This is a genomic window from Streptomyces sp. 8N114, assembly GCF_052245835.1.
In the GTDB taxonomy this organism is placed as follows: Bacteria; Actinomycetota; Actinomycetes; order Streptomycetales; family Streptomycetaceae; genus Streptomyces.
Window position 1 is genome coordinate 68133 of sequence record NZ_JBQQBT010000007.1, and the last position, 25969, is coordinate 94101.

General features: G+C 70.2%; 21 protein-coding genes, 3 pseudogenes and 1 riboswitch. Of the genes and pseudogenes, 13 read left to right on the plus strand and 11 right to left on the minus strand.

The window, feature by feature from the left end:
• Positions 1–198: 198 nt before the first annotated feature.
• From ACTWQF_RS16955 to ACTWQF_RS16970, 4 genes are all read right to left on the minus strand, one after another.
• The gene (locus tag ACTWQF_RS16955) at positions 199–975 is read right to left on the minus strand and encodes a transglycosylase SLT domain-containing protein (protein ID WP_443280233.1); all 777 of its coding nucleotides are present in this window, start codon (positions 973–975) and stop codon (positions 199–201) included.
• 4 nt (positions 976–979) lie between these two features.
• A riboswitch (cyclic di-AMP (ydaO/yuaA leader) is annotated at positions 980–1155 on the minus strand.
• A gap of 490 nt (positions 1156–1645) precedes the next feature.
• Positions 1646–3175, minus strand: a complete 1530-nt coding sequence (gene amaB / locus ACTWQF_RS16960) for an L-piperidine-6-carboxylate dehydrogenase (protein ID WP_443280234.1) — start codon at positions 3173–3175, stop codon at positions 1646–1648.
• A 29-nt stretch (positions 3176–3204) separates the two neighbouring features.
• Positions 3205–4602, minus strand: coding sequence for a 2-oxoadipate dioxygenase/decarboxylase (hglS, locus tag ACTWQF_RS16965; RefSeq protein ID WP_443280235.1), 1398 nt, complete (start codon positions 4600–4602; stop codon positions 3205–3207).
• A 71-nt stretch (positions 4603–4673) separates the two neighbouring features.
• Positions 4674–5846: an NAD(P)/FAD-dependent oxidoreductase gene (locus ACTWQF_RS16970; RefSeq protein WP_443280236.1), complete on the minus strand. Its 1173-nt coding sequence runs from the start codon at positions 5844–5846 to the stop codon at positions 4674–4676.
• Positions 5847–6022: 176 nt separating this feature from the next.
• Here ACTWQF_RS16970 and ACTWQF_RS16975 point away from each other — a divergent pair, with 176 nt between their 5' ends.
• Positions 6023–6955: a LysR substrate-binding domain-containing protein gene (locus ACTWQF_RS16975; RefSeq protein ID WP_443280237.1), complete on the plus strand. Its 933-nt coding sequence runs from the start codon at positions 6023–6025 to the stop codon at positions 6953–6955.
• Between the two features lie 235 nt (positions 6956–7190).
• Positions 7191–8594 carry an amino acid permease gene (locus ACTWQF_RS16980; RefSeq protein WP_443280238.1) on the plus strand — a complete coding sequence of 468 codons (1404 nt, stop codon included), beginning with the start codon at positions 7191–7193 and terminating at the stop codon, positions 8592–8594.
• 144 nt (positions 8595–8738) lie between these two features.
• On the opposite strand, the gene ACTWQF_RS16985 is transcribed toward ACTWQF_RS16980, so the two are convergent.
• Positions 8739–9659, minus strand: coding sequence for a LysR substrate-binding domain-containing protein (locus tag ACTWQF_RS16985; protein ID WP_443280239.1), 921 nt, complete (start codon positions 9657–9659; stop codon positions 8739–8741).
• Positions 9660–9890: 231 nt separating this feature from the next.
• Here ACTWQF_RS16985 and ACTWQF_RS16990 point away from each other — a divergent pair, with 231 nt between their 5' ends.
• The 8 genes and pseudogenes from ACTWQF_RS16990 (at position 9891) to ACTWQF_RS17025 (ending at position 20300) form a co-directional block, all read left to right on the plus strand.
• On the plus strand, positions 9891–12791 hold the full coding sequence (locus tag ACTWQF_RS16990) for an FAD-binding and (Fe-S)-binding domain-containing protein (protein WP_443280538.1): 2901 nt from the start codon (positions 9891–9893) through the stop codon (positions 12789–12791).
• 29 nt (positions 12792–12820) lie between these two features.
• Positions 12821–13969 (plus strand): Glu/Leu/Phe/Val family dehydrogenase, encoded by a 1149-nt coding sequence (locus tag ACTWQF_RS16995; RefSeq protein WP_443280240.1) that lies wholly within the window; start codon positions 12821–12823, stop codon positions 13967–13969.
• Positions 13970–14107: 138 nt separating this feature from the next.
• Positions 14108–14659 carry a cysteine hydrolase family protein gene (locus ACTWQF_RS17000; protein ID WP_443280241.1) on the plus strand — a complete coding sequence of 184 codons (552 nt, stop codon included), beginning with the start codon at positions 14108–14110 and terminating at the stop codon, positions 14657–14659.
• 58 nt (positions 14660–14717) lie between these two features.
• On the plus strand, positions 14718–15215 hold the full coding sequence (locus ACTWQF_RS17005; RefSeq protein WP_443280242.1) for a hypothetical protein: 498 nt from the start codon (positions 14718–14720) through the stop codon (positions 15213–15215).
• A gap of 287 nt (positions 15216–15502) precedes the next feature.
• Positions 15503–18143: pseudogene (gene pulA / locus ACTWQF_RS17010) on the plus strand (pullulanase-type alpha-1,6-glucosidase); the annotation flags it as partial.
• A 59-nt stretch (positions 18144–18202) separates the two neighbouring features.
• Positions 18203–18478 carry an SCO4225 family membrane protein gene (locus tag ACTWQF_RS17015; protein ID WP_443280539.1) on the plus strand — a complete coding sequence of 92 codons (276 nt, stop codon included), beginning with the start codon at positions 18203–18205 and terminating at the stop codon, positions 18476–18478.
• 132 nt (positions 18479–18610) lie between these two features.
• A pseudogene (locus ACTWQF_RS17020) lies at positions 18611–18712 on the plus strand (hypothetical protein); the annotation flags it as partial.
• A gap of 490 nt (positions 18713–19202) precedes the next feature.
• Positions 19203–20300, plus strand: coding sequence for a methyltransferase (locus ACTWQF_RS17025; RefSeq protein WP_443280243.1), 1098 nt, complete (start codon positions 19203–19205; stop codon positions 20298–20300).
• A gap of 69 nt (positions 20301–20369) precedes the next feature.
• Here the strand turns inward: ACTWQF_RS17025 and ACTWQF_RS17030 are convergent, their stop codons facing one another.
• The 3 genes from ACTWQF_RS17030 to ACTWQF_RS17040 are packed head-to-tail and all read right to left on the minus strand — an operon-like array spanning position 20370 to position 21616.
• The gene (locus tag ACTWQF_RS17030; RefSeq protein WP_443280244.1) at positions 20370–20636 is read right to left on the minus strand and encodes a hypothetical protein; all 267 of its coding nucleotides are present in this window, start codon (positions 20634–20636) and stop codon (positions 20370–20372) included.
• A complete protein-coding gene (locus ACTWQF_RS17035; protein WP_443280245.1) occupies positions 20623–21039 on the minus strand; it encodes a (2Fe-2S) ferredoxin domain-containing protein in 417 nt (138 codons plus the stop codon). The genes ACTWQF_RS17030 and ACTWQF_RS17035 overlap by 14 nt, the downstream gene beginning before the upstream one ends.
• A 43-nt stretch (positions 21040–21082) precedes the next feature.
• Positions 21083–21616 (minus strand): Fur family transcriptional regulator, encoded by a 534-nt coding sequence (locus ACTWQF_RS17040; protein WP_443280246.1) that lies wholly within the window; start codon positions 21614–21616, stop codon positions 21083–21085.
• A 248-nt stretch (positions 21617–21864) separates the two neighbouring features.
• Between ACTWQF_RS17040 and ACTWQF_RS17045 the strand changes: the two genes are divergently transcribed.
• Together ACTWQF_RS17045 and ACTWQF_RS17050 are read left to right on the plus strand one after the other, a co-directional pair.
• Complete coding sequence (locus ACTWQF_RS17045; RefSeq protein ID WP_443280247.1) at positions 21865–22425, plus strand: TetR/AcrR family transcriptional regulator; 561 nt, start codon at positions 21865–21867, stop codon at positions 22423–22425.
• Positions 22422–22847 (plus strand): DUF6463 family protein, encoded by a 426-nt coding sequence (locus ACTWQF_RS17050; protein ID WP_443280248.1) that lies wholly within the window; start codon positions 22422–22424, stop codon positions 22845–22847. Before ACTWQF_RS17045 ends, ACTWQF_RS17050 begins: the two co-directional genes overlap by 4 nt.
• Positions 22848–23009: 162 nt before the next feature.
• On the opposite strand, the gene ACTWQF_RS17055 is transcribed toward ACTWQF_RS17050, so the two are convergent.
• The 3 genes and pseudogenes from ACTWQF_RS17055 to ACTWQF_RS17065 form a co-directional block, all read right to left on the minus strand.
• Complete coding sequence (locus ACTWQF_RS17055; protein ID WP_443280249.1) at positions 23010–24440, minus strand: purine-cytosine permease family protein; 1431 nt, start codon at positions 24438–24440, stop codon at positions 23010–23012.
• Between the two features lie 215 nt (positions 24441–24655).
• A pseudogene (locus tag ACTWQF_RS17060) lies at positions 24656–25063 on the minus strand (glycoside hydrolase family 6 protein); the annotation flags it as partial.
• A gap of 33 nt (positions 25064–25096) precedes the next feature.
• Positions 25097–25663, minus strand: coding sequence for a DUF2165 domain-containing protein (locus ACTWQF_RS17065; RefSeq protein ID WP_443280250.1), 567 nt, complete (start codon positions 25661–25663; stop codon positions 25097–25099).
• Positions 25664–25770: 107 nt separating this feature from the next.
• Between ACTWQF_RS17065 and ACTWQF_RS17070 the strand changes: the two genes are divergently transcribed.
• Complete coding sequence (locus tag ACTWQF_RS17070) at positions 25771–25917, plus strand: hypothetical protein (RefSeq protein WP_443280251.1); 147 nt, start codon at positions 25771–25773, stop codon at positions 25915–25917.
• The last annotated feature ends 52 nt before the right edge of the window (positions 25918–25969 follow it).

Below are 25969 nucleotides of genomic sequence, written 5' to 3' on the forward strand. Positions count from 1 at the left end.
GTCAAATGCGCTGCGTTGTGGCTTGTCGCGCAGTTCCCCGCGCCCCTTGCGGGGCGCGGCCCCCTGCGAAGCTTGGGGGAGGCAAGCGCAGCCCTCATGCCGGGTACGCATGAGGCGCCGGACAAGCCTGCGCACAACGCGGCGGCTGCCCCGTCACCGGCGTGGTGAGGGGCAGCCGCCGCGTTGCGGGTCGTCGGCTCAGTACGGGCCGTTGACGTTGTCGATCGAACCGTAGCGGTTGGCGGCGTAGTTGCACGCCGCGACGATGTTGGCGACCGGGTCCCGCTGGTCGTAGACGGTGCCCTTGACGTGGAAGGAGTCGAAGGTCGGCTTGATCACCTGGAGCAGACCGATGGACGGGGTGCCGTTCTGGGCGTTGATGTCCCAGTTGTTGATGGCGTTGGGGTTGCCACCGGACTCCCGGATGATGTTGCGGTGGATGCCCTGGTAGGTGCCAGGGATGCCGTGCTGCTTCATGATGACCAGCGCCTCGTTGATCCAGCCGTCCAGGTTGGTCGACTGGGTCTTGTGCACGCTGGTGGTCCGCTCGGCGGTGCTGCGGTCGGCCCGCTTGGGCGTGGTGCTCCGCTCGGCGGGCGCCGGGGTGGCGTCCAGGGTCAGCTTCTGGCCGGGACGGATCAGGTCCGGGTCGCTGCCGACGGTCTGCTTGTTGGCCTTGTAGAGGGTGGACCAGCCGCCCTTGATGTCGTGGTCCACGGCGATCCGGTACAGCGTGTCGCCGGCCACGACGGTGTGGGAGTCGGCCTTCTTCTCGGCCTTCGCCTTCGGGGCGGCGGCCTGGGTGGAAGTGGCCTGCTTCTGCTCCTGCACCTTGGCCGGCGCGGGGGCGGCGTGCGCGCTGCCTGCGGTCAGCAGGGGAGCGGCGATTCCTGCACCGCCGGCGACGAGGGCGAGCGAAAGCCGGGAAAAGCGGCGGGCATTGCGCGATTTACGGGCATGACGGCCACGTGACATGGGGGTGTCCTCTCCTAGCGCCTGCGAGGTGAGCTGTCGGATTCGGGCTGGAGTTGCCCGGCCATAACCCGTGCGCGAGGCGCAACGGGCATGACTTCACCCCTAGCCGGGCCGCTGGATGCGGCACGGCACTTACTTGGGTCCCCCGCTCCTGCCGGCGTGGTCTGGTGCGAATTTCCCTCACCGGGCGGCAGGATTCGGCGCCCCGGCAGTGGGAACTCCGGCCGTTTACGGAGGCCGGAGCGAGGACACAGAAACACACCGGATTGTTGGGAGCAAGATGCCGGATTCGAATGCCGGGTATCCGCGGAGAATGATCTCGGAATTATTCAACGCTATGCTGTGGATCATTTTCTGAGCGTAAAGCAGCGAACTGGCGGGTTTTACGAAAAGCTCGCCAAGGATAGTCTCTTGACGACCCGACAGAAGATCTTGCCCGCGGACTCGAAGCGAGGATGTGTTTCTTGACACAGCGACTATGAAGTGGCCACGTGGGAGCGGTAAGTCGTCTATATCCGGACATTACGCGCCGAGAACTGGTAAAGGCGGTGGATTGTTAGGCATGCGTCCACCTCCTCACCGAGAACGCCCGGGAGCCCGCAACCACCGGAAAGGTGGCGCGGGCTCCCGGGCGTTCTTCGGTGCGTTCTTCCGTGTGCCCGGGGTCCGTTCAGAGGAAGCTGACGTTCTGGGCGAGGGAGAGTTCGCTGGAGTAGTTGATGGTGTTGGTGGCCGAGCGCATGTAGGACTTCCAGGCGTCGGAGCCGGACTCGCGTCCGCCGCCGGTCTCCTTCTCCCCGCCGAACGCGCCGCCGATCTCCGCACCGGAGGTGCCGATGTTGACGTTGGCGATGCCGCAGTCGGAGCCCGCGGCCGAGAGGAAGATCTCGGCTTCCTGCTGGTCGCGGGTGAAGATGCTGGACGACAGCCCCTGCGGGACGTCGTTGTGCAGCGCGATCGCCTCGTCCAAGGTGTCGTAGGTGAGCACGTAGAGGATCGGGGCGAAGGTCTCCTCCCGTACGACATCGTTCTGCTCGTCGACGCGGACGAGGACCGGCTCGGTGTAGGCGGCCTCGGGAGCGGCTTCGGAGAGCCGCCGGTTGCCGCCCGCCAGGATCTTGCCGCCCTGCGCCTGGACCCGGGCCAGCGCGCTGTTCATCGCGTCGAGGGCCGTGGTGGAGACGAGCGGGCCGACCAGGGTGTTCTCGTCGAACGGGTCGCCGACCGGCAGCTTGCGGTAGGCGCTGGTCAGCCGCTCGACCAGCGTCTCCGCGATGTCACGGTGGACGATCAGGCGGCGCAGCGTCGTGCAGCGCTGACCCGCGGTGCCCGCCGCGGCGAAGACGATGCCCTGGACCGCGAGGTCGAGGTCGGCCGAAGGGGCGACGATCGCCGCGTTGTTGCCGCCGAGTTCCAGCAGACTGCGGCCGAAGCGGGCCGCGACGCGGGGACCGACTTCCCGGCCCATCCGGGTCGAGCCGGTGGCGCTGACCAGGGCGACGCGGGGGTCGTCCACCAACTGCTCACCCACGACACGATCACCGAGCAGCAGCCGGTGGACGTCGCGGGGCGCCCCGACCTCGTCCGCGGCGCGGGCCAGCAGATGGTCGCAGGCCAGCGAGATCAGCGGAGTGAGCTCCGAGGGCTTCCAGACGACCGTGTCGCCGCAGGCAAGCGCGACGGCGGTGTTCCACGACCAGACGGCCGCGGGAAAGTTGAAGGCGGAGACGACGCCCACCACACCGAGCGGATGCCACGTCTCCGCAAGGCGGTGACCTGGGCGTTCCGAGGCGATGGTGCGGCCGTACAGCTGGCGGGACAGCCCCACGGCGAAGTCGCAGATGTCGATCATTTCCTGAATTTCACCCAGGGCCTCGGAGCGGATCTTGCCCGCCTCGATGGTGACGAGATCGGCAAGGTCGCTCTTGTGCTCACGCAGCAGCTCGCCCAGCCGGCGCACGAGCTCTCCGCGACGCGGCGCCGGCGTGGTGCGCCAGGTGAGGAACGCCTCGCGCGCTGCGCCGACGGCGGCTTCGGCGTCCGCCGCGTCGGCGGCCTTCAGCCCGAAGAGGTTCTCTCCGGTGATGGGGGTCCGCGCGGAGAGGTCACTGCCTTCCGGAACGGTGACGCCGATGTTGCCGAGGCTGGTGAGTGCGCGGGTACGCAGGTCGTCCGTGGTGGGCAGGGCGGTGCTGGTCATGGTCATCCTTAGGAGTGGGAGGGACGGGATCAGGCGAGGGCGCCGTCGAGTTCCAGTGCGCGCGCGACCTGGGTGAGGGAGCGGCTTTGCTGCTGTTCGTAGAGTGCGAAGGGATCGAGCACCTCGCGTCCGATGGCGCCGGAGAGCCACTCGGCGTCGTAGGCCGCACCCTCCTGCGCGTTGTCGCGGGTGCCCTCCGAGCTGAGGTTGGACTGGAAGATGCCGGCGGCCGAGCGGGGCAGGAAGTCCTCGTAGACGACGGGCTCGGCCCGCACCCACCCCCGCCGCAGCAGTTCGCCGATATCGGCCGGCGGCCGGTTGCCGTCGCGGGGCCGGTCGGCGGCCACCTGGTAGGTGAAGTACGCCAGCCCCTGAGCGGCCAGCTCCTCTTCGGTGTCGGGCAGGTGCTCCTCCCACACGCTGCGGGCGACGGCGCCGCGACTCTCTCCGGGCGCCTGCGCGCTCAGCTGGTCGACGAGGCCGAGCAACGTGTCGTACCGGGCACGGCCTTCGCGGGTGAGGGCGATGCCGCGTGCCTCGACCTCGCCGAACCGGACGCGTAGCGCGCCGCTGACCACACTGCCGTCCGGGGTGCGCATCGCGCGGGGCTCGGCCAGGGCCCGGAAGGAGGTCTGCCGAAGCAGGACATCCGGCCCCCGCCAGGCCGGCGGGCCCTGGATCGTGTCGATCATCTCGATGCCGCGCTCGGTCATCCGGCGGTACAGCTCGTCGATGTCCAGTACGCGCGGAGTGAGGTGGTTGATGTGCGTGCTGCGTACTCCGCCGATGTCCGCGGCGACCGCGGAGATCCGCTCCAGCGTCTCGTACCACGCCCGGTCGACCGGCTCGCCGGACAGCTCGAAGGCTCCGACGGCGAGCTGCAGGAAGCGCTCGGCGTCCTCCAGGGACAGCTCCTGCTCCGCTGCGGCGCGGTCGGCCAGCGTGAGCAGCTCCGGCGGGAAGAGTTCGCGGCCGGCGAGAAAGGTCTCCAGCCGGGCGCGCAGGTCCGGGTCGAAGAAGCGGGGGTCGGCCGGGGTGAGCATGGAGGTGAAGACGCGGAACGGGTTGCGTGCCAGCTCCTCGCCGTCGACCGGCCGGAACGCGGTGGAGACGACGGGGACGGCACTGGCGGCGGCCTCCCGCAGGTCGTAGAAGCCGACCGGATGCATGCCGAGGGCAGCGAAGATCCGGGCGACCTGTCGCAGTTCCTGCGGTGTGCCGACGCGGATGGCGCCGTGACGTTCGGCCGTCACCCTGCCGATGGATCCCAGACGCTCGGCGTCGGCGCCGCGGGCCCGCAGAACGTCCTCGTTGACCTCGCGGGAGACGTCCACGAGCATGGTGTAGGCGGGCACTTCCTGCCCGTACATCTCCGACAGCCGCGCGGCGAAGGCGGCCCGTAGCTGCCACTGGCTGAGCGTTGACATGGTTCGGCCTTTCGCTTCGGGGGTCACGCTTTCCTTCGGGATGGCGCTTTCGCTTTGCTGTGCACGCGGCTTCACACCACGTGGGCTTCGGGACGGATCTCGGCACCTGTGCGGAACCGGTCGGCACTGAGCGGGGTGATGTCCGCGAACGGGCGGCGTTCCAGATAGAGGTCGCGCATGATTTCGCCCACCGCGGGTGCCTGGAGGAAGCCGTGACCGGAGAACCCCGTGGCGTACAGGAAGTTGCCGAGCTCCCCGGAGCGGCCGATCAGCGCGTTGTGGTCCGGCGTGTTCTCGTACAGCCCGGCCCATCCGGCGACGGTCTCCATACCGGCCAGCGCGGGGGCGCGTCGGCGGACGGCGGCGCGGAACAGCTCCAGCCACTCCGGGGTCCAGGTGGTGTCGAAGCCCTCCTCCTGCGCGGGGTCGGCCAGCCCGAACAGCAAGCCGTCGTCGCTGTTGTGGAAATAGGCGCTCGAGGAGAAGTCGATGGTGAAGGGGATACGGGGCGCGGGCGGTACGAGCGGCGTGGTGAAGGCCAGTTGCCGGCGCACCGGCCGCACGGGAAGGCTGACGCCGGCCATCTCGCCGATCTGCCGGGACCACGCGCCTGCCGTACAGACGACGGCGCCGCAGGTGATGGTCCCGTGGCTGGTGTGCACCCGGGTCACCCGAGAGCCGGCCGTGTCGATACCGGTGACCTCGGTGTGCGCGGCAATGGTGACGCCTGCCTGGGCTGCGGCCCTCGCGTATCCCTGTACGACCAGTCCCGGGCGGGCGTGGCCGTCGGCCGGTGAGTACGCGGCGGCCACGAGACCGTCGGTGCTGATGTAGGGGCACAGCCGCTGTGCCTCCACCGGGTCGATCATGCGGCTGGGCACATCGAGACCGTTCTGGATACTGACGCTGGTCGCGAAGTCCGCCGCCTGGTCCTCGCTGGTGAGCAGGAAGAGGTAGCCGACGGTGTCGAGCCGGATGTCGGCTCCCGGGCGGGCGGAGAAGTCCTGGTAGGCGTGCAGGCTGCGGCGGCCCAGCTCGATGTTGAGCGGGTCCGAGAACTGGGCGCGTACGCCGCCGATCGGTTTGCCCGAGCTGCCGCAGCCCAGGTCGCCGCGCTCCAGGACGACGATGTTCCGTACTCCGGCCTCGGCGAGGTGGAAGGCGGTGCTGGCACCCATCACGCCGCCACCGACGATGACGACATCGGCGGAGTGCGGAACGGTGCGGAAAGCGGAGGAGGGCATGAGGCCGATCCCTTCCAACGGCCGGCGACGGGGCGGGCGAAGAGGCGAGCCCGGCCCGGGCACGGCGTGGCTGTCAGTGCGTGGCGGAGCTGATCAGCTGTCTGTCCACATCGTGCAGCAGTCCAACCGTTGACGTCCATGAACAGTTTCTGCGCGCTTTTGTTTACGATGCCTATATGGAATGGACGAGCGCCCAGCTCCGTTCGCTGGTCGAGCTGACCCGCCGGGGAACCGTCACCGCGGTGGCGCAGGCCCTGGGGTACACCCCCGGCGGGGTGTCGCAGCAAATTGCCGCGCTGGAGAAGTCCACGGGCATGGAGCTGCTGCGTCGGGTGGGGCGCCGCGTCGAACTGACCGACGCGGGCATGACGCTCGCCCGGCACGCCGAGCGCATCCTGGCCACGGAGGCCGAGGCCGTCGAGGCGCTGGAGCGCACCCGCACCGAGATCTCCGGGACGCTGCGGGTCGGGCTCTTCACCACGGCCGCCGCCGAGATCCTCCCGCCGGCGCTGCGGCGTGCCCGGGAGATGCACCCCGGCCTGACCGTGCGCAGCCGGGACATGGACGTGGACGACGTGTACGACGCGGTGGCCGGCGGTGCGGTGGATCTGGCCCTGGGGCTGGACTACCCGGACGTGCCCATTCCGCGCGACCCGTCCCTGTGTGTGATGCCGTTGTCCCGGGAGCGGTTCTCCCTCGCGGTCCCGGCCGGCGCCATGGCCGGCCGTAAGACGGTCTCCCTCACGGAGGCGGGGGAGCTGGGGTGGATCCTGCCGTCGGCCGACAGCTACTACGGCCGCGCCGTGCTCACCGTCTGCCGCCGGGCCGGCTTCGAGCCCTCGGTGCTGCACGAGGTGACCGACACGGCCGCGACCCTGGCCCTGGTCGAGACCGGCGTGGGGGTGAGCGTGGTGACGGACCTGATGCTGCGGCTGCGCGCCTCACGTATCGATGTCATCGGGCTGCGCGAAACCATGGAGCGCCACATCGTGGTCGTCTTCCGGTCCTTCGCGCAGCACCGCCCCACGGTGGCGGCTCTGGTGGAGGTGCTGCGTGCAGCGGTCGGAGCCCGAGGGGGAGAGGGGCAGGCTCAGCGTTCCTTGCCCTGAGGGGCGGAAGTTGTCGCGCTGCTACGTCTTCCCGGGCGGCAGGCGCTGAGCGAGGGTTTCCGGCCAGTGGTGACCCACGCCACGGCGGCGGCCCTTCGTGTCGCCGTTGCCTCCCATGGAGCGAGCGATGTCCACCAAGCACCCCTCGAAGCCTGGCCTTCCCCTGTTGCTGGGGAAGGGACCCCGGGGAATCTTCAGACGAACCCTTCCCTCCGAGCAGCCCGCAGGCGAGCGCATGGTGCGCACCCTCGGGCTGACCCAGCTGACGATGATCGGCGTCGGCGCCATCATCGGGGCCGGCATCTTCAGCCTGGCGGCGGCCGTCGCCAGGGACACCGCGGGCCCCGCGGTATTGATCTCGTTCCTGGTGGCCGGGGCCGCGTCGCTGTGCGCTGCCTTCGCCTACGCCGAGTTCGCCGGCATGGTCCCCAAGGCCGGCTCCTCCTACACCTACTGCGCCGCGGTCCTCGGGGAGGTCGTGGGCTGGATCGTGGGGTGGGACCTGCTGCTGGAGTACACCGCGATCGTCGCGGTCGTCGCGATCGGCATGTCCGGCTACCTCGACTTCCTGCTGAACGCCGTCGGCCTCCATCTGCCGACCTGGGCGCTGGGCGCCCCCGGCACCGGGGACGGCCACCGGATCGACCTGCTGGCGGTCGTGATCTGCCTGGCCGTCGCCTGGCTGCTGACCCGCGGGACCCGCACCTCGGCCCGCGTGGAGACGGTGCTGACCATCATCAAGATCGCCATCGTGCTGCTGGTGATCGTGGTCGGCTTCACCAAGATCAACACCGGTAATCTGCACCCCTTCGCACCGTTCGGGCTCGGCGGCGCTTTCACCGGTGCGGCTACCGTCTTCTTCGCCGTCTTCGGCTATGACGCGTTGAGCACCGCCGCCGAGGAGTCGGTCGAGGCCCGCCGCAAACTGCCGAAGGCCATGATGCTGTCACTGGGCATCTCCATGGCGCTCTACGTTCTCGTCTGCATCGTGCTCACCGGACTCCAGCACTACAGCGAGCTCAACCCCAAGAGCGGCATCTCCAGCGCCCTGGCGAGCGTGGGGATGAGCGGGCTGGCCAACGTCGTCGCGGTCGGCGCTGTCGTCGGCATCGTCACGGTGACGTTCTCCTTCATGATGGGCGCCTCGCGCCTGTGGTACGCCCTCAGCCGGGACGGACTGATGCCGGCCTGGTTCGGCGCCATCCACCCCAAGCGCAAGGTTCCGCACCGTGCCACCTGGATCATCGGAGCCGTCTCCGCGCTGCTCGCCGGCGTACTGCCGATCCATGCCGTGGCCGAACTGACCAACATCGGCGTACTGCTGGCCTTCATGGTGGTGTGCGCGGCCGTGCTGATCCTGCGCTACCGGAAACCGCACCTCAAGCGCGGGTTCCGCTGCCCCGGAATGCCGGTGGTCCCCGTCCTCGGCATCCTCTTCTCCGTCTGGCTGATGTCGTTCCTGCAGTGGGACACCTGGGTGCGACTGGGAGGCTGGCTCGTGGTCGGTCTCGTCATCTACGCCGCGTACGGCTACCGCCGCACCCGCCAGGTGATGCCCGGCGATTCGGTCGACCTGGACGCCCTCGACGACATGTCCGACTCCGCGGAGCCTGAACCGGCCCCCACGCCGACTCCATAACGCGCGCCCCGTAAGGGGCGCGGGGAACTGTGCGACCAGCCATGGGTGTACCTCCCTGCTCGAAGAGCTTGGGGGAGCACCGGCAGCTTGCGTCGGGCAGGCAGGGGCACCCCCTCGCCAGCACAAGGGCCGCCGGGCGAAACCCTAGGCGGAGCCGTCCCGCACCGGGTGCACAAACGGCTCCCCCTGAGGCACCGCGCTCCGCAAGGAACGCAGCATCCGGCCGAGCAGCGGATTGCTGTTCTCGCTGCGGTGCAGGGCCAGCACCCGCCGGAACGCCGCGCGAGCAGTGAGCCGGGTGGCCTCGACCGCCGTATCGGGGGCGTGCCCGAGAGCGGGCACGACCGCCACCCCGAGGCCGGTGGAGACCAACTCCCGTACGACGTCGTAGTTGTTGCTGCGGAAGGCGACCGACGCCTCGAAGCCGGCCGCCGCGCACAGCCGTACGACGGTGAGCGCCCCGGCCGTGCCTTCCCTGCTGGTGATCCACCGGGCCCGGGACAGCCCGGCCAGGCGGCTGCTCAAGCCGCTGTCCCGGGCCCGGAGAAGAACGAGATCCTCCTGCAGCAGAGCGTGGCAGCTCAGGCCCTCGGGCCACTGCCGGGGGACGAGGCCGTACTCGTACACCAAGGCCACATCCAGCTCACCGTCGCTGAGTGCGGCCACGAGTTCGTCCGGCTCTCCCTCCTCGAGCTCGATCTGCGCCCGCGGGTGCGTCCGGGCCAGTTCGGACAGCGCAGCGGGCACCAGCCGGACACCGGCGGTGGGGAAACTGCCCAGCCTCAGCCGACCGGTGGCGCCGGTGGCGAGTTGCTGCACCTGGTGGTCCAGGTCGTCCAGGGCGGCCAGCACCGGGACGCTGAGATCCACCAGCCGATGAGCCGCCGAGGTCGCCCGGACCCCGTGCGCCTCCCGCTCGAACAACGTCAGGCCCGTCTCCTTCTCCAGCGCCGAGATCTGCTGCGAGATCGCGGAGGCGGTGTAGCCCAGCTCGCGGGCGGCCACGACGAACGAGCCGCTGCGTACGACAGCCCGCAGGGTGAGCAGATGTGAGGGCTTGAGCAACGGGTCCTCCTGGGGCGACGGGTGGGAGCGGGGGATGGGACGGCGACGTGGCCGGGGCCGGGGTCAGGCCAGGGCCAGGGCCAGGGCCAGGGCCAGGGTAAGCGTTCCTTCGTCTCGGCGCTCAATTCTTTCGTGCTGCTGGGCCTTGTGGCTCGGCCGGCGGACGCAGATCGTGGCGTGGACGGGTCGAACACGACCGTGGAGCGAGAAGGAGCGACCGCAGTGACCGCAGTGCCCGCGACAGCGCAACTCCCGGACCCTTCCGACGCGGAAACTGTCACCGAGGCGCTCGGCCGGGGCGGCTGCGGGGAAGTGCACGGCGACGCGGGAAGCCGCGCCGCGTACTCGGCCGACGCGTCCAACTACCGGCAGATCCCGCTGGCCGTGGTCTTCCCCGGCGAGCGGCAGCACGTGCTCAACACCCTCGCCGTCTGCCGCCGCCTGGGCGTACCCATCACCTCCCGGGGCGCGGGCACCAGCACCTCGGGCCAGGCCGTCGGCTCCGGCGTGGTCATCGATTTCTCCCGCTACTTCAACCGCCTGCTCGCACTGGACCCGGCCGACCGCACCGCCACGGTGCAGCCGGGCATCGTCCTGGACGACCTCCAGCAGGCCGCTGCCCGGCACGGGCTGCTGTTCGGCGCCGACCCGTCGACCCACAGCCGCTGCACGCTGGGCGGGATGATCGGCAACAACGCGTGCGGCTCGCACTCCGTGGCCTGGGGACGCACCGCGGAGAACGTCGTGGAGCTGGAGGTGGTCACCTACCGGGGCACAGTCCTGCGCCTGGGCGAGATGACGCGGGCCGAGATCGACGAGGCCGTCGCCGCCGGCGGCGAACGGGGAGAGCTCATCGCATCCCTGCACCGGCTGGCCGAGAGCAACCTGGCGACGCTGCGTACGGAGCTCGGGCGCTTCCCCCGGCAGGTGTCCGGCTACGCCCTGGAACAGCTGCTGCCGGAGCGCCGCTTCAACCTCGCCAGGGCGCTGGTCGGCAGCGAAGGGACCCTCGCGCTCATCCTCTCCGCCACGGTCCGTCTCGTGACGCCCCCACCGGCGCGGGCCCTGGTCGTGCTCGGCTACCAGGACGCCTGTGCCGCAGCCGACGCGGTCCCCGGCCTCCTTCAGCACCGGCTGCTGGCCCTGGAAGGGCTGGACCAGGCCCTGACCGACATCGTCAGCAGGCCCGAGACCCGGCAGGCGATCGACACCCTGCCCCGCGCCCGGGCCTGGCTGTTCGCCGAACTCGGCGGCACGGAGGACGAACTGCCCGCGCGCGCTGCGGAACTCGCCTCGGCAGCGGGCCGCACCGCCGGCTTCACCAGCAGCGAAGTCGTCACCGACCCGGCGCGGGCCCGGCAACTGTGGCGGATCCGCGAGGACGGCGCCGGCCTGGCCACGCGGCTGCCCGGGGGAGCCGAAGCCTGGCCCGGCTGGGAGGACGCCGCCGTACCGCCCGGACAACTGGGCTCCTACCTGCGTCAGTTCACCGACCTCCTCCAGCAGCACCGGCTGCAGGGAGCCGTCTACGGCCACTTCGGCGAGGGCTGCCTGCATGTACGCATCAACTTCGACCTGGCCACCGAGCACGGCACCGCCGTCTTCCGCTCCTTCGTCACCGACGCCGCGAAACTCGTCGCCGCTCACGGTGGCTCACTCTCGGGAGAACACGGCGACGGACAGGCACGCTCGGAGCTGCTGCCGCTGATGTACAAGCCCGCTGTCATCGCGCTGTTCGAGCAGTTCAAGGCCGCATGGGACCCCGACAACGGCCTGAACCCCGGAATGATCGTCGATCCGCTGCCCGTCGACGGCAACCTGCGCGTCAGCCCGCACCGCACGCCATTGCCGCTGACCACCGTCTTCCCGTTCCATGCCGACGACGGCGACTTCGCCAAGGCCACCCGCAGATGCGTCGGCGTCGGCAGATGCCGTACGGCCACGCCCGGTGGGGGCGGCGTCATGTGCCCCAGCTACCGCGTCACCGGGAACGAGAAGGACTCCACCCGGGGCCGTGCCCGGCTGCTGTACGAAATGACCCAGGGCGAAGTGATCACCGACGGGTGGCGGTCCACCGAGGTGCGTGACGCGCTCGATCTGTGCCTGTCCTGCAAGGGATGCAGCACCGACTGCCCGGTGGGCGTGGACATGGCCACCTACAAGTCGGAGTTCCTGCACCACCACTACCGGCGGCGCCTGCGCCCTGCCTCCCACTACTCCATGGGCTGGCTGCCGCTGCTCTCCCGGGCAGCCGCACGCGTGCCCCGGCTGGTCAACGCGGTGACCGCGTCCCGGCTGGCACCGGCGGTCAAACGCCTCGGCGGCATCGCCGCCGAGCGGGAGGTTCCGCGCTTCGCCGACCGGACCTTCCTCTCCTGGTTCCGCACGCGTTCCGCCCGGGGCGACGGCCACCGCGGGCCCGTCGTGCTGTGGGTGGACTCCTTCAACAACCACTTCACCCCCGAGGTGCTCAAGGCCGGCGTCGAGGTACTGGAGCATGCCGGCTACACCGTCCAGGTCCCCGACGGCACCCAGTGCTGCGGGCTGACCTGGATCACCACCGGGCAGCTCGGCGTGGCTCGTCGGATCGCCCGCCGTACCGTCACCGCGCTCGCGCCCCTCACCCGCGCCGGGATCCCCGTCGTAGGTCTGGAACCCAGCTGCACCGCAGCACTGCGGACGGACCTGCCCGAACTCCTCGACGGCAACGCCGAAGCGCGGACCCTCGCGCAGAGCACCCGCACCCTGTCCGAACTCCTCGTCCACCACACCCCCGGCTGGCAACCACCCAGCATCGAGGCCCGAGCCATCAGCCAGACCCACTGCCATCAGCACGCGACCAGCGGCTTCGGCGCCGACAGCACCCTGCTCGCGGCCATGGGAGTCAGCAACAGCGTCCTGGACTCCGGCTGCTGCGGGCTCGCGGGCAACTTCGGCTTCGAACGCGGCCATTACGACGTTTCGGTCGCGGCCGGCGAAGAGGTCCTGCTGCCCGCCGTACGCGCCGCCGCGCCGGACACCGTCGTGCTGGCCGACGGCTTCAGCTGCCGCACCCAGATCGCCCAGCAGACCGAGCGCAGCGGCACCCACCTCGCGCAACTGATGGCCCGCGCCCTGCCCACCCGTTCCTGAATCCCTTCCAAGAGACAAGGATCCGCACCGTGACCGACGCCCTCTCCCTCGTCGACGACTGGGGCCCCGAAAAGATCGTCGTCGTCTCCCACCGCCGCACCGGCATGAAAGGCGTGCTGGTCATCGACAACACGGCTCGCGGAGTGGGCAAGGGCGGCACCCGTATGGGGCCGAACGTCTCCGTGGGGGAGATCGCCCGGCTGGCCCGGGTCATGACCTGGAAGTGGGCCGGGGTCGATCTCTTCTACGGGGGAGCCAAAGCGGGCATCGTCGCGGACCCTGCCTCTCCCGACAAGGAAGCCGTCCTGCGGGCCTTCGCGCGTGCCCTGTCCAACGAGGTGCCGCGCGAATACGTCATGGGGCTCGACATGGGACTGACCGAGGACGACGCTGCCGTCATCCAGGACGAACTCGGCGACCGCGGCGCCGCGGTCGGCACCCCGGGACACCTCGGCGGAGTCGCCTACGACAAGCTCGGAGTGACCGGCTACGGAGTCGCCGAGGCAGCGGACGCCGCAGCCGGGCATCTCGAACTGCCGCTCAGCGGCTCCCGGGTGGCCGTACAGGGCTTCGGAGCCGTCGGCCATGCCGCCGCCCTGCGCTTCGCGGAGCTCGGTGCCACGATCGTCGCCGTCTCCACGGCCCGGGGCGCCCTCCACGACCCCAGCGGACTCGATGTGCACGCGCTGCGGGCCGCGCGCGAAGAACACGGCGACGCCTTCGTCTCCCGGCACCACCAGGGCACCCTTCTGCCGCCAGGGCAGGAACTCACCGTTGACTGCGACGTCTTGGTACCGGCAGCGCTCCAGGACGTCATCGACGAGGCAACGGCCCACCGGATCAAGGCCAGGCTGGTGGTGGAGGGCGCCAACCTGCCCACCTCCCCCCAGGCGCAGACCATTCTCGCCGAGCGCGGGATCACTGTCGTACCGGACTTCATCGCCAACGCGGGCGGCGTCGTCGCAGCCGCCTTCGCCATGGACGCCCGCTACTCCGGCTTCCGCCCCGAGAGCGCTGCCATCTTCGAAACGGTCTCCCAGCGGCTCCGCGCAAATGCCCTGGCCGTCCTCGAAGCCGCTCGGCACGGCGCCACCACGCCTCACCTCGCCGGCCGCCGCCTCGCCGAGGAACGCGTCGCCGCCGCGATGCGCAGCAAGGGCCGCCTCGCCCGGCACTGACTCCGCAGCCTCCTGCGCTGTCGCGCAGACGGGGTTCCGCGCGCGCTGTCGCGCAGACCGGGTTCCGCGCGTACAGGGGCGGCGGGTACTGATGGGATCGGCGCGTCCGACGCCGAACACCGGAAGGAGCCCGATCCTGTGCCCGACACCGCTCTGCTCGCCATGGACCTTCAGCAGGGGCATGTTCCCCACATTCCCGACCCCGGCTACCTGGCCCGTGTCGCCTCCGCGATCGGCGCGGCACGGGCTGCGGGCATCCCGGTGGTGCACGTCGCGTTCGGCCTTCGTCCCGGCCATCCCGAGGTGCACCCCCACAACCGGATGCTGTCGTCCTTCGCCCCCGAAGCGTTCACCGACAGCGACCCCGCGGCCGCCATCCACCCGGACGTCGCGCCGCTCGACGGTGAGATCGTCGTGACCAAGAACCGTGCTTCCGCCTTCTCCGGCAACGACCTGCGGCAGATCCTGGCGGCCAACGGGATCGACCACCTCGTGCTCGCAGGCATCGCCACCGGCGGCGTCGTCCTCGCCACCACCTGCCAGGCAGCCGACCTCGATTACCGGCTGACCTTCCTTGCCGACGGCTGCGCCGACCCCGATCCGGAACTGCATCAGATGCTCATCGAACGGGTCTTCCCCCGCCGGGGCGACGTCACCTCCATCGACCACTGGACCAGGGCCATGGGTTAGGGCCATGCCATGAAAGGGGAACGCGGGGCGCCTCAGCCGAGGGGAAGGGAGTGGTGGGATGCGGCCAGGCGACGGCCCGGGGCCCGGTGACGAGAAGCCAGGGTTCGCCCTGCCGCGAGGAGCGACCGGATTCTTCAGCCCGCAGAACGGGCCGCTTCCCGAGACGGATCTCCGCACCCTCCGCACCGGGCTGTACGCAGCCGCCCGCGCCGCCGGAGGGAAGGTGGGCGAGCTGGAGGAACGTGTCTACCCTCGGACGTTCCACACAGCGGCGATCGTCGACGACACAGGCGAGCACATCCTCCTGTGCCACGCACACCATCCCTGTATCGCATTCGTGCGGGAACGCCGGCACTGGTACACCGAGGAGTTCCTTGCACCTCCGCCCTGGGCTCGCGCCTTCGAGCAGGCGGGGTTCGTGGTACTTGGTCGTGAGCAGCTCGGTATGCCCCTTACGGATGTCGACACCTCCGTGCTGAGCCAGGGCGAGTGGCGGGAGATCCGCTACTTCGGCGTCACCACGTTGGGCGGGGTGCTCTTCAATGCCTGGGACTGACTTCCGGAGGGCGCCGGGTGTCCCTGCCCGACGTCCGCAGGCTGCGGGTGCTCGACCAAGCCCTTCGAGCAGGGAGGTACATAAGCCTTCGGCCCACGCGACGAACCCCACTGCGCAAAGTCTTCCGTAATTTTCAGCAAGCTGTTACGTTCCACGCCGTACTCAGCACACCGTCAAGTCACCGGTGGCGACCCGTAAATCACCCGCGAAACAGCCCCGCCAGTGAAGGAGTCCCGCCCGTGCAGAGACTCGGCACAGCCCTGCTCGCGGCCGTACTCGCCCTGCCGCTGCTGGGCGGCGTCCCGGCCCGCGCCGCCGGGGACGGCGCGGCACCGGACACCACCGACCTTGGCACGGCGCGGGTGCAATGGATCGACCGCACGACCGTGGCCTGGCCCAGGACGCTGGGTGATCCCGCGGCGCCCCACCGGCTGGTCACCGACCCTCAAGGCGACCTCGCCGTACGGGACGGCAGGCTCAGCGGCGGAGGTCGCACCATCCCTTTGACGCGGGTACCAGGCGGCCTCAGCCCCGAACAGCGGGCGAAATGGCCGCACTTGGCCGACGGATACGACGCCTACCGCGTATCCGAACCGGACCTGGACGAACTGCGCAAGGCGTTGCGCGGTCAGGTCGTGGCCACGGCAGGAGCGGACGAACTGTCGGCCGCCACCGGCGTCCAACTGCCCGGCGTCCTGGACGATCTGTACGCGGGGAAGGCGAAGCACGCCTGGCTCGGCCCGGCCTTCCACGGCGGTCGCCGCACCTCCCTGGCCCTCTGGGCACCGACCGCACGCAGCGTACGGGCACTGGTCGCGGGCCGGTCCGTACCCCTGCGCCGGGACGAGGCGAGCGGCATCTGGCGGGCCGAGGGCAACTGGCGTTCCGCCACGTACCGTTACCGGGTCACAGTGTGGTCGCCCAGCGCGGGGAAGCTCGTCACCAACGACGTCACCGACCCCTACTCAACGGCCCTCACCGCGGACTCCGAACGGAGCGTCGCCACCGACCTCCGCGATCCACGGCTCGCCCCACCAGGCTGGTCCCGGCTGCGGAAACCGGCGCCCACAGCCCTGCGGAACGCGCAGATCCAGGAGTTGCACATCCGCGACTTCTCCCGGGACGACCGCACGGTGACCGCCCGCCACCGGGGCACCTACCGGGCGTTCGCGGAGCGTGGCTCGGACGGAATGCGGCAGCTGCGGAAGCTGGCCCGCGCCGGGACCTCCCACGTACATCTGCTGCCCGCCTTCGACTTCAGCTCCGTACCGGAACGGCGCGCGGACCGGCAGCAGCCGGACTGCGACCTGGCCGCACTGCCCCCCGACTCCGACCAGCAGCAGAAGTGCGTACGCGAGACCGCCGGGAAGGACGCCTTCAACTGGGGCTACGACCCGCAGCACTACACCGTCCCGGAGGGCTCCTACGCTTCGCAGCCCGACGGACCCTCCCGTACCCGGGAATTCCGCGGCATGGTGCAGAACCTCAACCGGGCCGGGCTGCGTACCGTCATGGACGTCGTCTACAACCACACCGTGGCCGGCGGCCAGGACCCGCGCTCCGTCCTCGACCGGATCGTGCCGGGCTACTACCACCGGTTGAACGCCGACGGCACCATCGCCACCTCCACCTGCTGTGCCAACACCGCACCCGAACACGCCATGATGGGCAAACTGGTCGTGGACTCGGTGGTCAGCTGGGCCCGCGACTACAAGGTCGACGGCTTCCGCTTCGACCTGATGGGCCACCATCCCAAGGCCAACATCCTCGCCGTACGCCGCGCTCTGGACGCACTCACCCCGGCCCGGGACGGTGTGGACGGCAAGAACATCGTCCTGTACGGCGAAGGCTGGAACTTCGGCGAGGTCGCCGACGACGCCCGGTTCGTCCAGGCCACCCAGAAGAACATGGCGGGCACCGGCATCGCCACCTTCTCCGACCGGGCCCGCGACGCGATCCGCGGCGGCGGCCCTTTCGACGAGGACCCGCGCGTGCAGGGCTTCGCCTCCGGTCTCTACACAGCCCCCAACTCCTCACCCGCCAACGGCAGTCCGGCACAGCAGCGGGCACGGCTGCTGCACTACCAGGACCTGATCAAGGTCGGGCTCAGCGGCAACCTCGCCGACTACCACTTCACCGACTCCCGCGGTCGCCGCGTCACCGGCGCCGAGGTCGACTACAACGGTGCCCCCGCCGGGTACGCCGAGCGGCCCGGCGATGCGCTCGCCTACGCCGACGCGCACGACAACGAGACGCTGTACGACGCGCTCGCCTACAAACTGCCTCGGAGCACCAGGCCCGCGGACCGGGCCCGGATGCAGGTGCTCGGCATGGCCACCGCAGCCCTCTCCCAGGGCCCCGCGCTCTCCCACGCGGGCTCCGACCTGCTCCGCTCCAAGTCGCTGGACCGCAACTCCTACGACTCGGGCGACTGGTTCAACGCCCTGCACTGGGACTGCCACCGCGGCAACGGCTTCGGCCGCGGCCTGCCCCCGGCGCCCGACAACGAGGCGAAGTGGCAGTACGCCAAGCCCCTGCTCAGCGATCCCCGGCTGCGGCCGGACTGCGCACAGATCACCGCCACCGCCGCCGCCTACCGCGACCTGGTGCGCATCCGTACCACCGAACCCGCCTTCGGCAAGAAGACCTCCGCCGAAGTGCAGCGCTCCCTCTCCTTCCCACTGTCCGGCCCCGCGGCCGGGGAGACCCCCGGCGTGGTCACCGCACAACTGGACGATCTGGTGCTGGTCCTCAACGCGACCCCACGGCAGCAGACCCAGCGCCTCCCGGGCCTCGCCGGGCGCGGATACGCCCTTCACCCCGTACAGGCCCGCCGGCGCCGACCCGGTGGTGAAGCAGTCGGCGTACGAGCAAGCCACCGGCACCTTCACCGTCCCCGCCCGCACGGTCGCCGTCTTCCGTCGGTGAACAGCGCCGAGAGGGACGGCTGTTCCGACTCCGACGCCACCCACCCCGCCCTGGGCACCGTGCGTGACGCGTTCCGCGGCATTCTCGCCCACATCTACCTCGCCGTGTGCGCGGCCCTGGTCATCTGGGCGGTAGTGGCGAGCAGCGGCGACCAGCCCGACGCCTCCATAGCCGGAGTGGTGCCGCTGTTCGCCACGGCACCGGTGAGCCTGATCGTGCTCGCGCTGCCGGACCACATCTCCATGCTCTTCGTCGCCGTCGGCCTCGGTGCCCTGGTGAACGCCCTGGTCATCGGCTGGTGTGCCCGCGTACTGCGGCTGGGCCGTGGCCGCTGAGCACCGACGGCCTGAAGCGAGGCCGAGGCTCCTTGGCGCCGCCCTCGAGGCGCTCGTCGTGCCGGGTGCGACGGCCGCGCTTACGCTCGACCTGCTGTCTGTCCCGCTGCTGCCGCGTCGTGCAGGGGTCCTATGGCTGTCCACCGTGGCTCGCCCCGCAGGGAGGCGGAGTTCTCCGGCGACCGCTTCGTCACCGCGGTGCTGGCCGAACTGGATGTGACCACCGGCATGCTGGAGTGGGTGTGCTGCGGCCACCCGCAACCGGCCGTTGTGCGCGGGCACGGCATCGTCCATCTGGACGGTTCCCGAGACGTTGCGTCGGCTCATCCGGCATCACCTGGAGTATCACGAGGGCCGGCTGAGCGACGACGCGACCGTGCTGCTGGCGGAGTGGCACGGCCCGGTGGGCCTCGCCACCAGCGAGACGTAAGACCTGGCCGGTCTCCCCGACGTGGCAGACGTTTCCGGTCTCGACGAGTGAACCGGGTCAACACCGTGCGGAAGCCCCACACCGGTTGACCGGCCGTCGCGTGAACGCGCAGACACGGGCACGCGCCTCTCCACAGACGGGCACACCCTCCACGGCCGGGCAGGAGGCGCTCCAGCGGTGCGTGCGCCAGGCGACTGTCCGGGCAAGATGCAAAGGTCAGCCTTACCTAAGTACGATCTCCGTGGACGGGACCGCACGGAGGAACTCGGCAGAAAAAGGCGGGAGTTGAGAACGGTGGAGGAGACCGGGACCGCAGCAGGGTCCGAGCCGGCGGAGCATTCACCGCAGACCGACGAGGCCGGGGGCGGCGAGCGCTTCACGGTACTCCGCCTCCTGTACGGCACTTTCACCGCCCAGACCGTGGGTGCTGCCGTGCGGCTGGGCATCATGGATGCGATCGGCGAGGACACCAGGACGGCGAAGGACATCGCCGCCGACTGCGCGACCGACTCGGGTGCCACGCACCGGCTGTTGCGGGCTCTGACCGCGCTGGGGCTGCTGACCGAGCCGCGGGCCGGGGCGTACGCACTGACGGAGGTGGGAGCCGCGCTGCGCCGTGACGCGCCCCGGTCCCTGGCTGCCCTCGCCGATGTCTTCACGGACCCGCTGATGGTGCGCGGCTGGGAGCGGCTCGACGACGCGGTGCGCAGTGGACGGCCGGTCTTCCCGGAGATCTTCGGCAAGAGCTACTTCGACCACCTCGCCGATGACCAGGAGCTCTCCGCGCGGTTCAACCTGGCGATGGGGGAGTCCTCCCGCACCACGGCCGAACTGCTGCCGGACGCCTACGACTTCTCCCGCTTCGGCACGGTGGTCGACGTGGGCGGCGGCGACGGCACCCTCCTCGCCTTCGTCATGCGACGCCATCCGCGACTTCGCGGCACCGTGTACGACACCGCCGCGGGCCTCGCGCAGGCGGCGGAGGTGATGGACCGGGCCGGAGTGGCCGACCGCTTCAGCGCGGTCACCGGCGACTTCTTCACCTCCGTGCCCGAGGGCGGCGATCTGTACATCCTCAAGGCGGTACTGCACGACTGGGACGACGAGCAGTGCGTCGCCATCCTGCGCAACATCCGCGACGCGATCCCCGCGCACGGCCGGCTGCTCGTCGTGGAAGGCGTACTGCCCGCCCGGGTCGACCCCGGCCTGGCGGGCGGCTACCTCGGGGATCTGAACATGCTCGTCAACCTCGGCGGCAGGGAACGCACCGGGGACGACTTCCGTGCCCTGTGCGTGCGCGCCGGCTTCACCTTCCCGACCATGACTCCGCTGCCCTCGACGAGCGGCTTCTCCCTCCTGGAGGCGTTCCCGGCGCACGACGACGGCAACTGAGGTCCTGTCTATGGGGGCAGTTGCCGAGCTCCACGACCGTGCCCGCGGGATGCACGTCGAGGAATTCGGTCACCCACGATCGGACAAGGCGGTGCGCAGCACCGAGCCGATCAGGCTGGGCAAGTCGTCGAAACGGGCGAAGTCGTAATCGACCGACGCGACGATCTCCTCGGCCCGGGTGTCGCGCAGGACGGCCTCCTGTTTGCGGTTCTCCACCGCGCGGCCGTACAGGGGGATCAGAAGAGTTTCCTGAGCGGTGCCCAGTTGTATGCCGTGCTCTGCGATGTCATCGACCTGGGTCGATGTGCGTTCTGGGCGTTCCTCACCGGCGCGCACGGGCCCGTGCCTCGCGTGGTGGGCGGATGAACTGCAGCTCCAGCGTCACCGGCGGCTGCGCAACTCCGGGACCTCCCTCGGCGGCCCAGCGCAGCAGGTCGTCCGTGCAGTCGTCGTCCGTCGCGAAGCCGATCCAGGTCGCCCGGCCCCCGGCCCGGCGGCCGGCGGTGGAGGGCTGGACGACGATGACATTGGCCTGACCGCACGGGCCGAGGCAGTCCGTCGTACGGACGGCGAACCGCCCGCCCGAGTCGGCGGCCTCCGCGCGCAGCCGGTCGAGCTGCCAAGCGTGGTCCGTCTCCGGGTACTTGCGCGGGTTGCCGCAGCAGCAGCCGCGGCATACGACGAGCGTGCAGGGCCGGTCGGCGGCACGGATTCCGGCCCGGGTCCCGAACCGGTTCACAGGACCGCACCGGGGTCGCGTTCGGTACGGCGCTCGGGGGCGGTCATGTGGCTCCTGTGTCCTGGCCGGCGGGGAGAGGGACGCACCGAGAGTTCGGCGAGAACGATGCTCGGCCCCGGTGGTCCGGGTCGTCCCGGTGATCGGGCTTCCAGTGGCAAGACAGCTCCGGTTCCCCTTCTTGGTCGCCGGTGGCCGGCCTGCACTCGGCACACAGACCGGTGAGTTCAACAGTGTGCTCCACCGCAACATAGCCGGTGTCGGCGGCGACGCTCGCAGCCCACTGCTCGACGACCTCCGCGTCCACCGGCCGACTACGGCTGCAGCAGCGGCAGATCAGATAGTGGCGGTGACCGTCGGAAGGCCGCAGCAGGAAGAGCCGCCCGCCGGTCTCGTCGCGCACGACGTCGACACCGCCGTCCGCCTCAAGTTCGCGCAGCGCGCGGTAGACGGTCGTCAGCCCGATCGAGTGGTCACCGGTGACCAGCAGGGTATGCAACTCCTGGGCCGACACGAAGTCCTGACAGCCCGCGAGCTCCCGCAGGACCGCCCGCCGCTGCCGGGTCGTCCGGCCGCCCACAGCAGATCACCCCCATCCGTCGGCGCTCGCCGCACCGTTCCGTGCACGGGGGTTGAGTGTAGATGAAAATGAAAGTCAGGACCATATGAATGACGCCTCATGCGACCTCATGCGATACCTCATGCATCAAGAGCCGCGAACAACTACCGGGCCAGGTCCGGTCTCGGCCGCTCCGTACCATGCCGTATGGTACGGTCGCTGTCGTCGGCGATACGGCGATACGGCGATACGGCGATCAAGGCGGGGACATGGCGAGCAGGCATGACTGGCTGGAGGAAGGGCTCAGGATTCTGAGCGAGGACGGTGCGCCCGCGCTGACCATCGAGCGGCTCACCACCCGTCTCGGCCTGACCAAGGGGTCCTTCTACCACCACTTCAAGGGCATGACCGGGTTCAAGACCGATCTGCTCGCGTACTACGAGACCGAGCACACCAGCCGTTACATCGCCGACGTGGAGCGCGTCGGCGACACGGCAGCGGCCAGGCTGCACCGCCTGATGGATCTGGTCCTGGACAGCAAGGGGGACAGTGATCGTCTGGAGATCGCCGTCCGCGCCTGGGCCTTCCAGGACGCCGAGGTCCGCGCGCTCCAGGAGCGCGTCGACCGGCTGCGTATCGAGTACTTGCAGTCGCTGGCGCGCGATCTGGGCGGCGCCGACTCCACCTCGGTGCCCCTGGCGCGGCTGTTCTACCTGCTGTTGGTCGGGGCCCAGCAAGTCGTCCCGCCCGTGCCCGCGGAGGACCTGCGGGAGATCTACGCACTGGCGCTGCGGCTGGCGGCGCCGAACGAGGAAGGACCCAGCGCATGAGCGGACTGGCCCGCTGGATACCCCGGCTGATCATCGCAACCGCTGTACTGCACTTCGTCTGGGCCTTCGCCCAGCCCAATGCCTGGGCCGGGATCGCCCAGGACGGTTTCGTGCGCACGTCCATCGACAGCGATGCCGCGGACTACTTCGAACGCGAGGCCAGCATCTGGTTCCTGACCTGCGGCGTCGCATTCCTCGCGCTGGGAACACTCGCCCGGCACACCCTCCGCGTCACCGGTCACCTGCCCGCCCAGATCGGCTGGTACCTGCTGGCTCTCGGCGTGCCGCTATGCGTCATCTACTTTCCCGTCACGGGCAGTTGGGCCCTGCCCGTCATCGGTATCCTCGCCCTGATCGCCACCCGCCGCACCGCCACGTCACCGTCCCAAGGCACCACCTCTCTTCGGAAGCCCGCCCGTTAGGGCTCGCCGAAGGATCTTGCCTACCCGGCATGGGGAACTGCGCGCCCAGCCATAAGGCACCCGCAGCCTGCGAGGTCGGGCAGGGGCACCCCCTCCCAGCACAGGGGAGGGGGCCGGACAAGACCCGCCGGACTCAATGTGGCGGCGCACCAGCGAACCGGCTCACGACGGCACCCGCGTGGCCTCGGGCGGAGCCTCCCGGGGCCCGGGCGGCGTCAGGATGGTGTGCTCCGGGATGTGCGCGGTGTCGCCACGGGCCAGCAGCCAGTAGAGGGCGGCGGGCACGGCCAGCCCGACGAGCCAGGAGATGTCGGCGCCGCCGAGCGGATTCACCAGCGGGCCGGTGTAGAAGTGGGTCACGAGGAAGGGGAACTGCGCGGCGAGGCCGACGGCGTAGACCGAGAGGGCCTTCCACCGCCAGGCGCCGTACCGCCCCTGCGGATCGCTGAGGGCCGGCAGATCGTAGCGTTCCTTCGCGATGAGGTAGTAGTCGACGAGGTTGATGGCCGACCACGGGGTGAAAGCGGTGAGCAGGAAGAGCAGGAAGTCCTTGAACGAGGTCAGAAAGCTGTCCTTGCCCGCCAGCGCCACTGCCGTGCCGGCGACCATGATGGCGGCGATGTAGCCGGCCCGGGCCCGCGGTCCCAGCTCGCGCTGGCCCCGGAAACCGCTGACACCGGTCACCATCGACATGAAGCCGCCGTAGGTGTTGAGGACGTTGATGGTCAGCTTCCCCAGTGCGATGACGAAGTAGAGGAACGAGGCCATGAGCCCGGCCCCGCCCAGCCCCACGACGTAGCTCACCTCGTGTCCGACGAACGCGGGACCGGCCGCCGCCGCGGCCAGCGCTCCGAAGGTCATGGACCACTGCGAGCCCAGCGTCGAGCCGCTCAGCGTCCACCAGAACGTGGCACGGGCCGAGGTGGAGCGTGGCAGATAGCGCGAGTAGTCGGCGACGTACGGCCCGAAGGCCAGCTGCCAGGAGGCGGACAGCGAGACCGCCAGCAGGAAGAGCGGGAAGGAGAACGTGCGATCGGCCAGCAGCTCGGACAGGTCCGCGCGCTCCAGCAGCCGGAAGCCCAGGTAGACGAAGGCGAGCGCGCACACCAGGCTTGCCACCCTGCCCAGCGCGTGGATGACGCGGTACCCGACAGCAGCGGCCACCGCGGTGACGAGCGCGAACAGCATGATGCCCGGCGTGTCACCGAGGTGGGTCAGCTCTCCGACCGCCTGGCCTGCCAGCACGCTGCCGCTGGCGAAGAAGCCGATGTACATCACGATGACCAGCGCCAGCGGCACCACCGCGCCCCGCACTCCGAACTGGGCCCGGCTGGAGATCATCTGCGGCAGCCCCAGCCGGGGCCCCTGCGCCGAGTGCAGCGCCATGACAGCCCCGCCCAGCAGGTTGCCGATCAGCAGGCCGAGCACCGCCCAGAATGCCTGCGCGCCGAAGACGACGGCGAGGGCGCCGGTCACAACAGCGGTGATCTGGAGATTGGCACCCAGCCAGAGAGTGAACTGACTGAACGCCTTGCCGTGTCGTTCCGCATCCGGGACGACGTCGATCGATCGCCGCTCCACCACTCCGGCCATCCGTTGCACCTTCTTTCTCGCACCCCGCGGTTCTGTATGGGGGTATTCATGCTGGGGGTCGAGTGAATGGCCGTCAATACATCGGCGTGAATCTTGCGTAACAGCAGGCGGAGCGGCCGGCCGGAGGGGAGCGGCCGGAACCTGCCGCACGGAACGGCCGGGCCCGCGTGTGCGGGCCCGGCCGTCGTCGTTGAGCGCGGGCGTCGGGACCGGCCTCAGGAGACCGGCGGAGAGGCGTTCTTCAGCAGTTGCTGGAACTGGGCCGGGAACCACTTGCCGGACAGCGGCGCGTCAGGCATCGCCCCGGAGGGGTTGTAGTCGTTGCGTGCGTTCCCCTGGTACGTGGGATCACACATGCGGTCGAAGCCCTTGCCCTCGTCGTTGGGGATCTCGGTGCTGGACCCGTCGGACTCGCCCGGCGGCTTCATCCACACATACGCGTGGATTCCGGCGGCCGGGGAGGCTTGCGGGCGCTCACCCAGGCCGGCGCCTGCCTGGTTGCACCAGTTGCCCGCGTGTATGCGGCGGTCGTAGCGCCCGCCGTCGACATCGGCGTCGACCGAGGTGGTGGGCCCGGGGCCGGTGGGCTGCTCCGAGCCGCCCCAGCCGTTGCGGGAGGTGTCCGCCGGTACGGGCCGCTCTTCTCCCAGCAGACTTCAGCCGGAATCCGCGGTGCCCGGGCGGTCGCTCGTCGTGTGCACCGTCAGCAGGGCAAGTCCGCTCAGGAGGACGACGCGGGTGGCGGCTTCGAGACCGTTCCACTTCTCGGACTGCCACATGGCGAACCACTCCCCGCCGATGGCTATGAAGCCCGCGCCGAACAGCAGAAGGAGCATCAGCAGACCGGCGGTCGACAGGAAGCGGGCCCGTCGCAGGTCGCGACGCCGGAGCCACAGCCAGGTCGCGGCGATCAGGACGAGTGCCGCGATGGTCTCCCAGCCGATGATCGCGATGTAGGCGGCGTCCTGCCAGGCGTTCGAGGTGATCGCCCGCCACATCAGGTCGTCGTCCCGGAAGGTGGTGTCCATCGCCAAGACATGGCGTACGAACTGTCTGTTGGTGTCGAAGTCCGTGATGTTCCCGAAAGCGACCAGCGCGATGTACAGGGCGACTGTGGCGGTCAGCACGGTTGCCGTTGCCTCGCGGACGCCGAAACGGCCGCGGGGCCGGGCGGTCGGCGTCCCGTCGCGCGGGCGGGGAGGATGATCCGGTGAGACGTTCATGGTCCGACTATGGGGCAGCGTGCCGTGTCGTCCAAGGCCGCGTGGGCGACGGCGACCGTCCGCTGCCCTCGACCGCTGCCCGATGCTCCGCGCACGGTGCGGGCAGGATGCCTGTGAACCATATCCTGTCCGGGCTCGCCACCAACCCCGCCCTGCCGTCCGAACTGGCCGACCGACTGGTCGGGATGGCGGAGGACGATGTTGCCGCAGCAGCCCTCGCCGACCGTGGGGACCTCAGCCGGAGGGGCGGGTAAGCCCTCGCATGGGGAGCCGCGCACCATGTGGGCCGAGCCGGAGTGTCAGTGG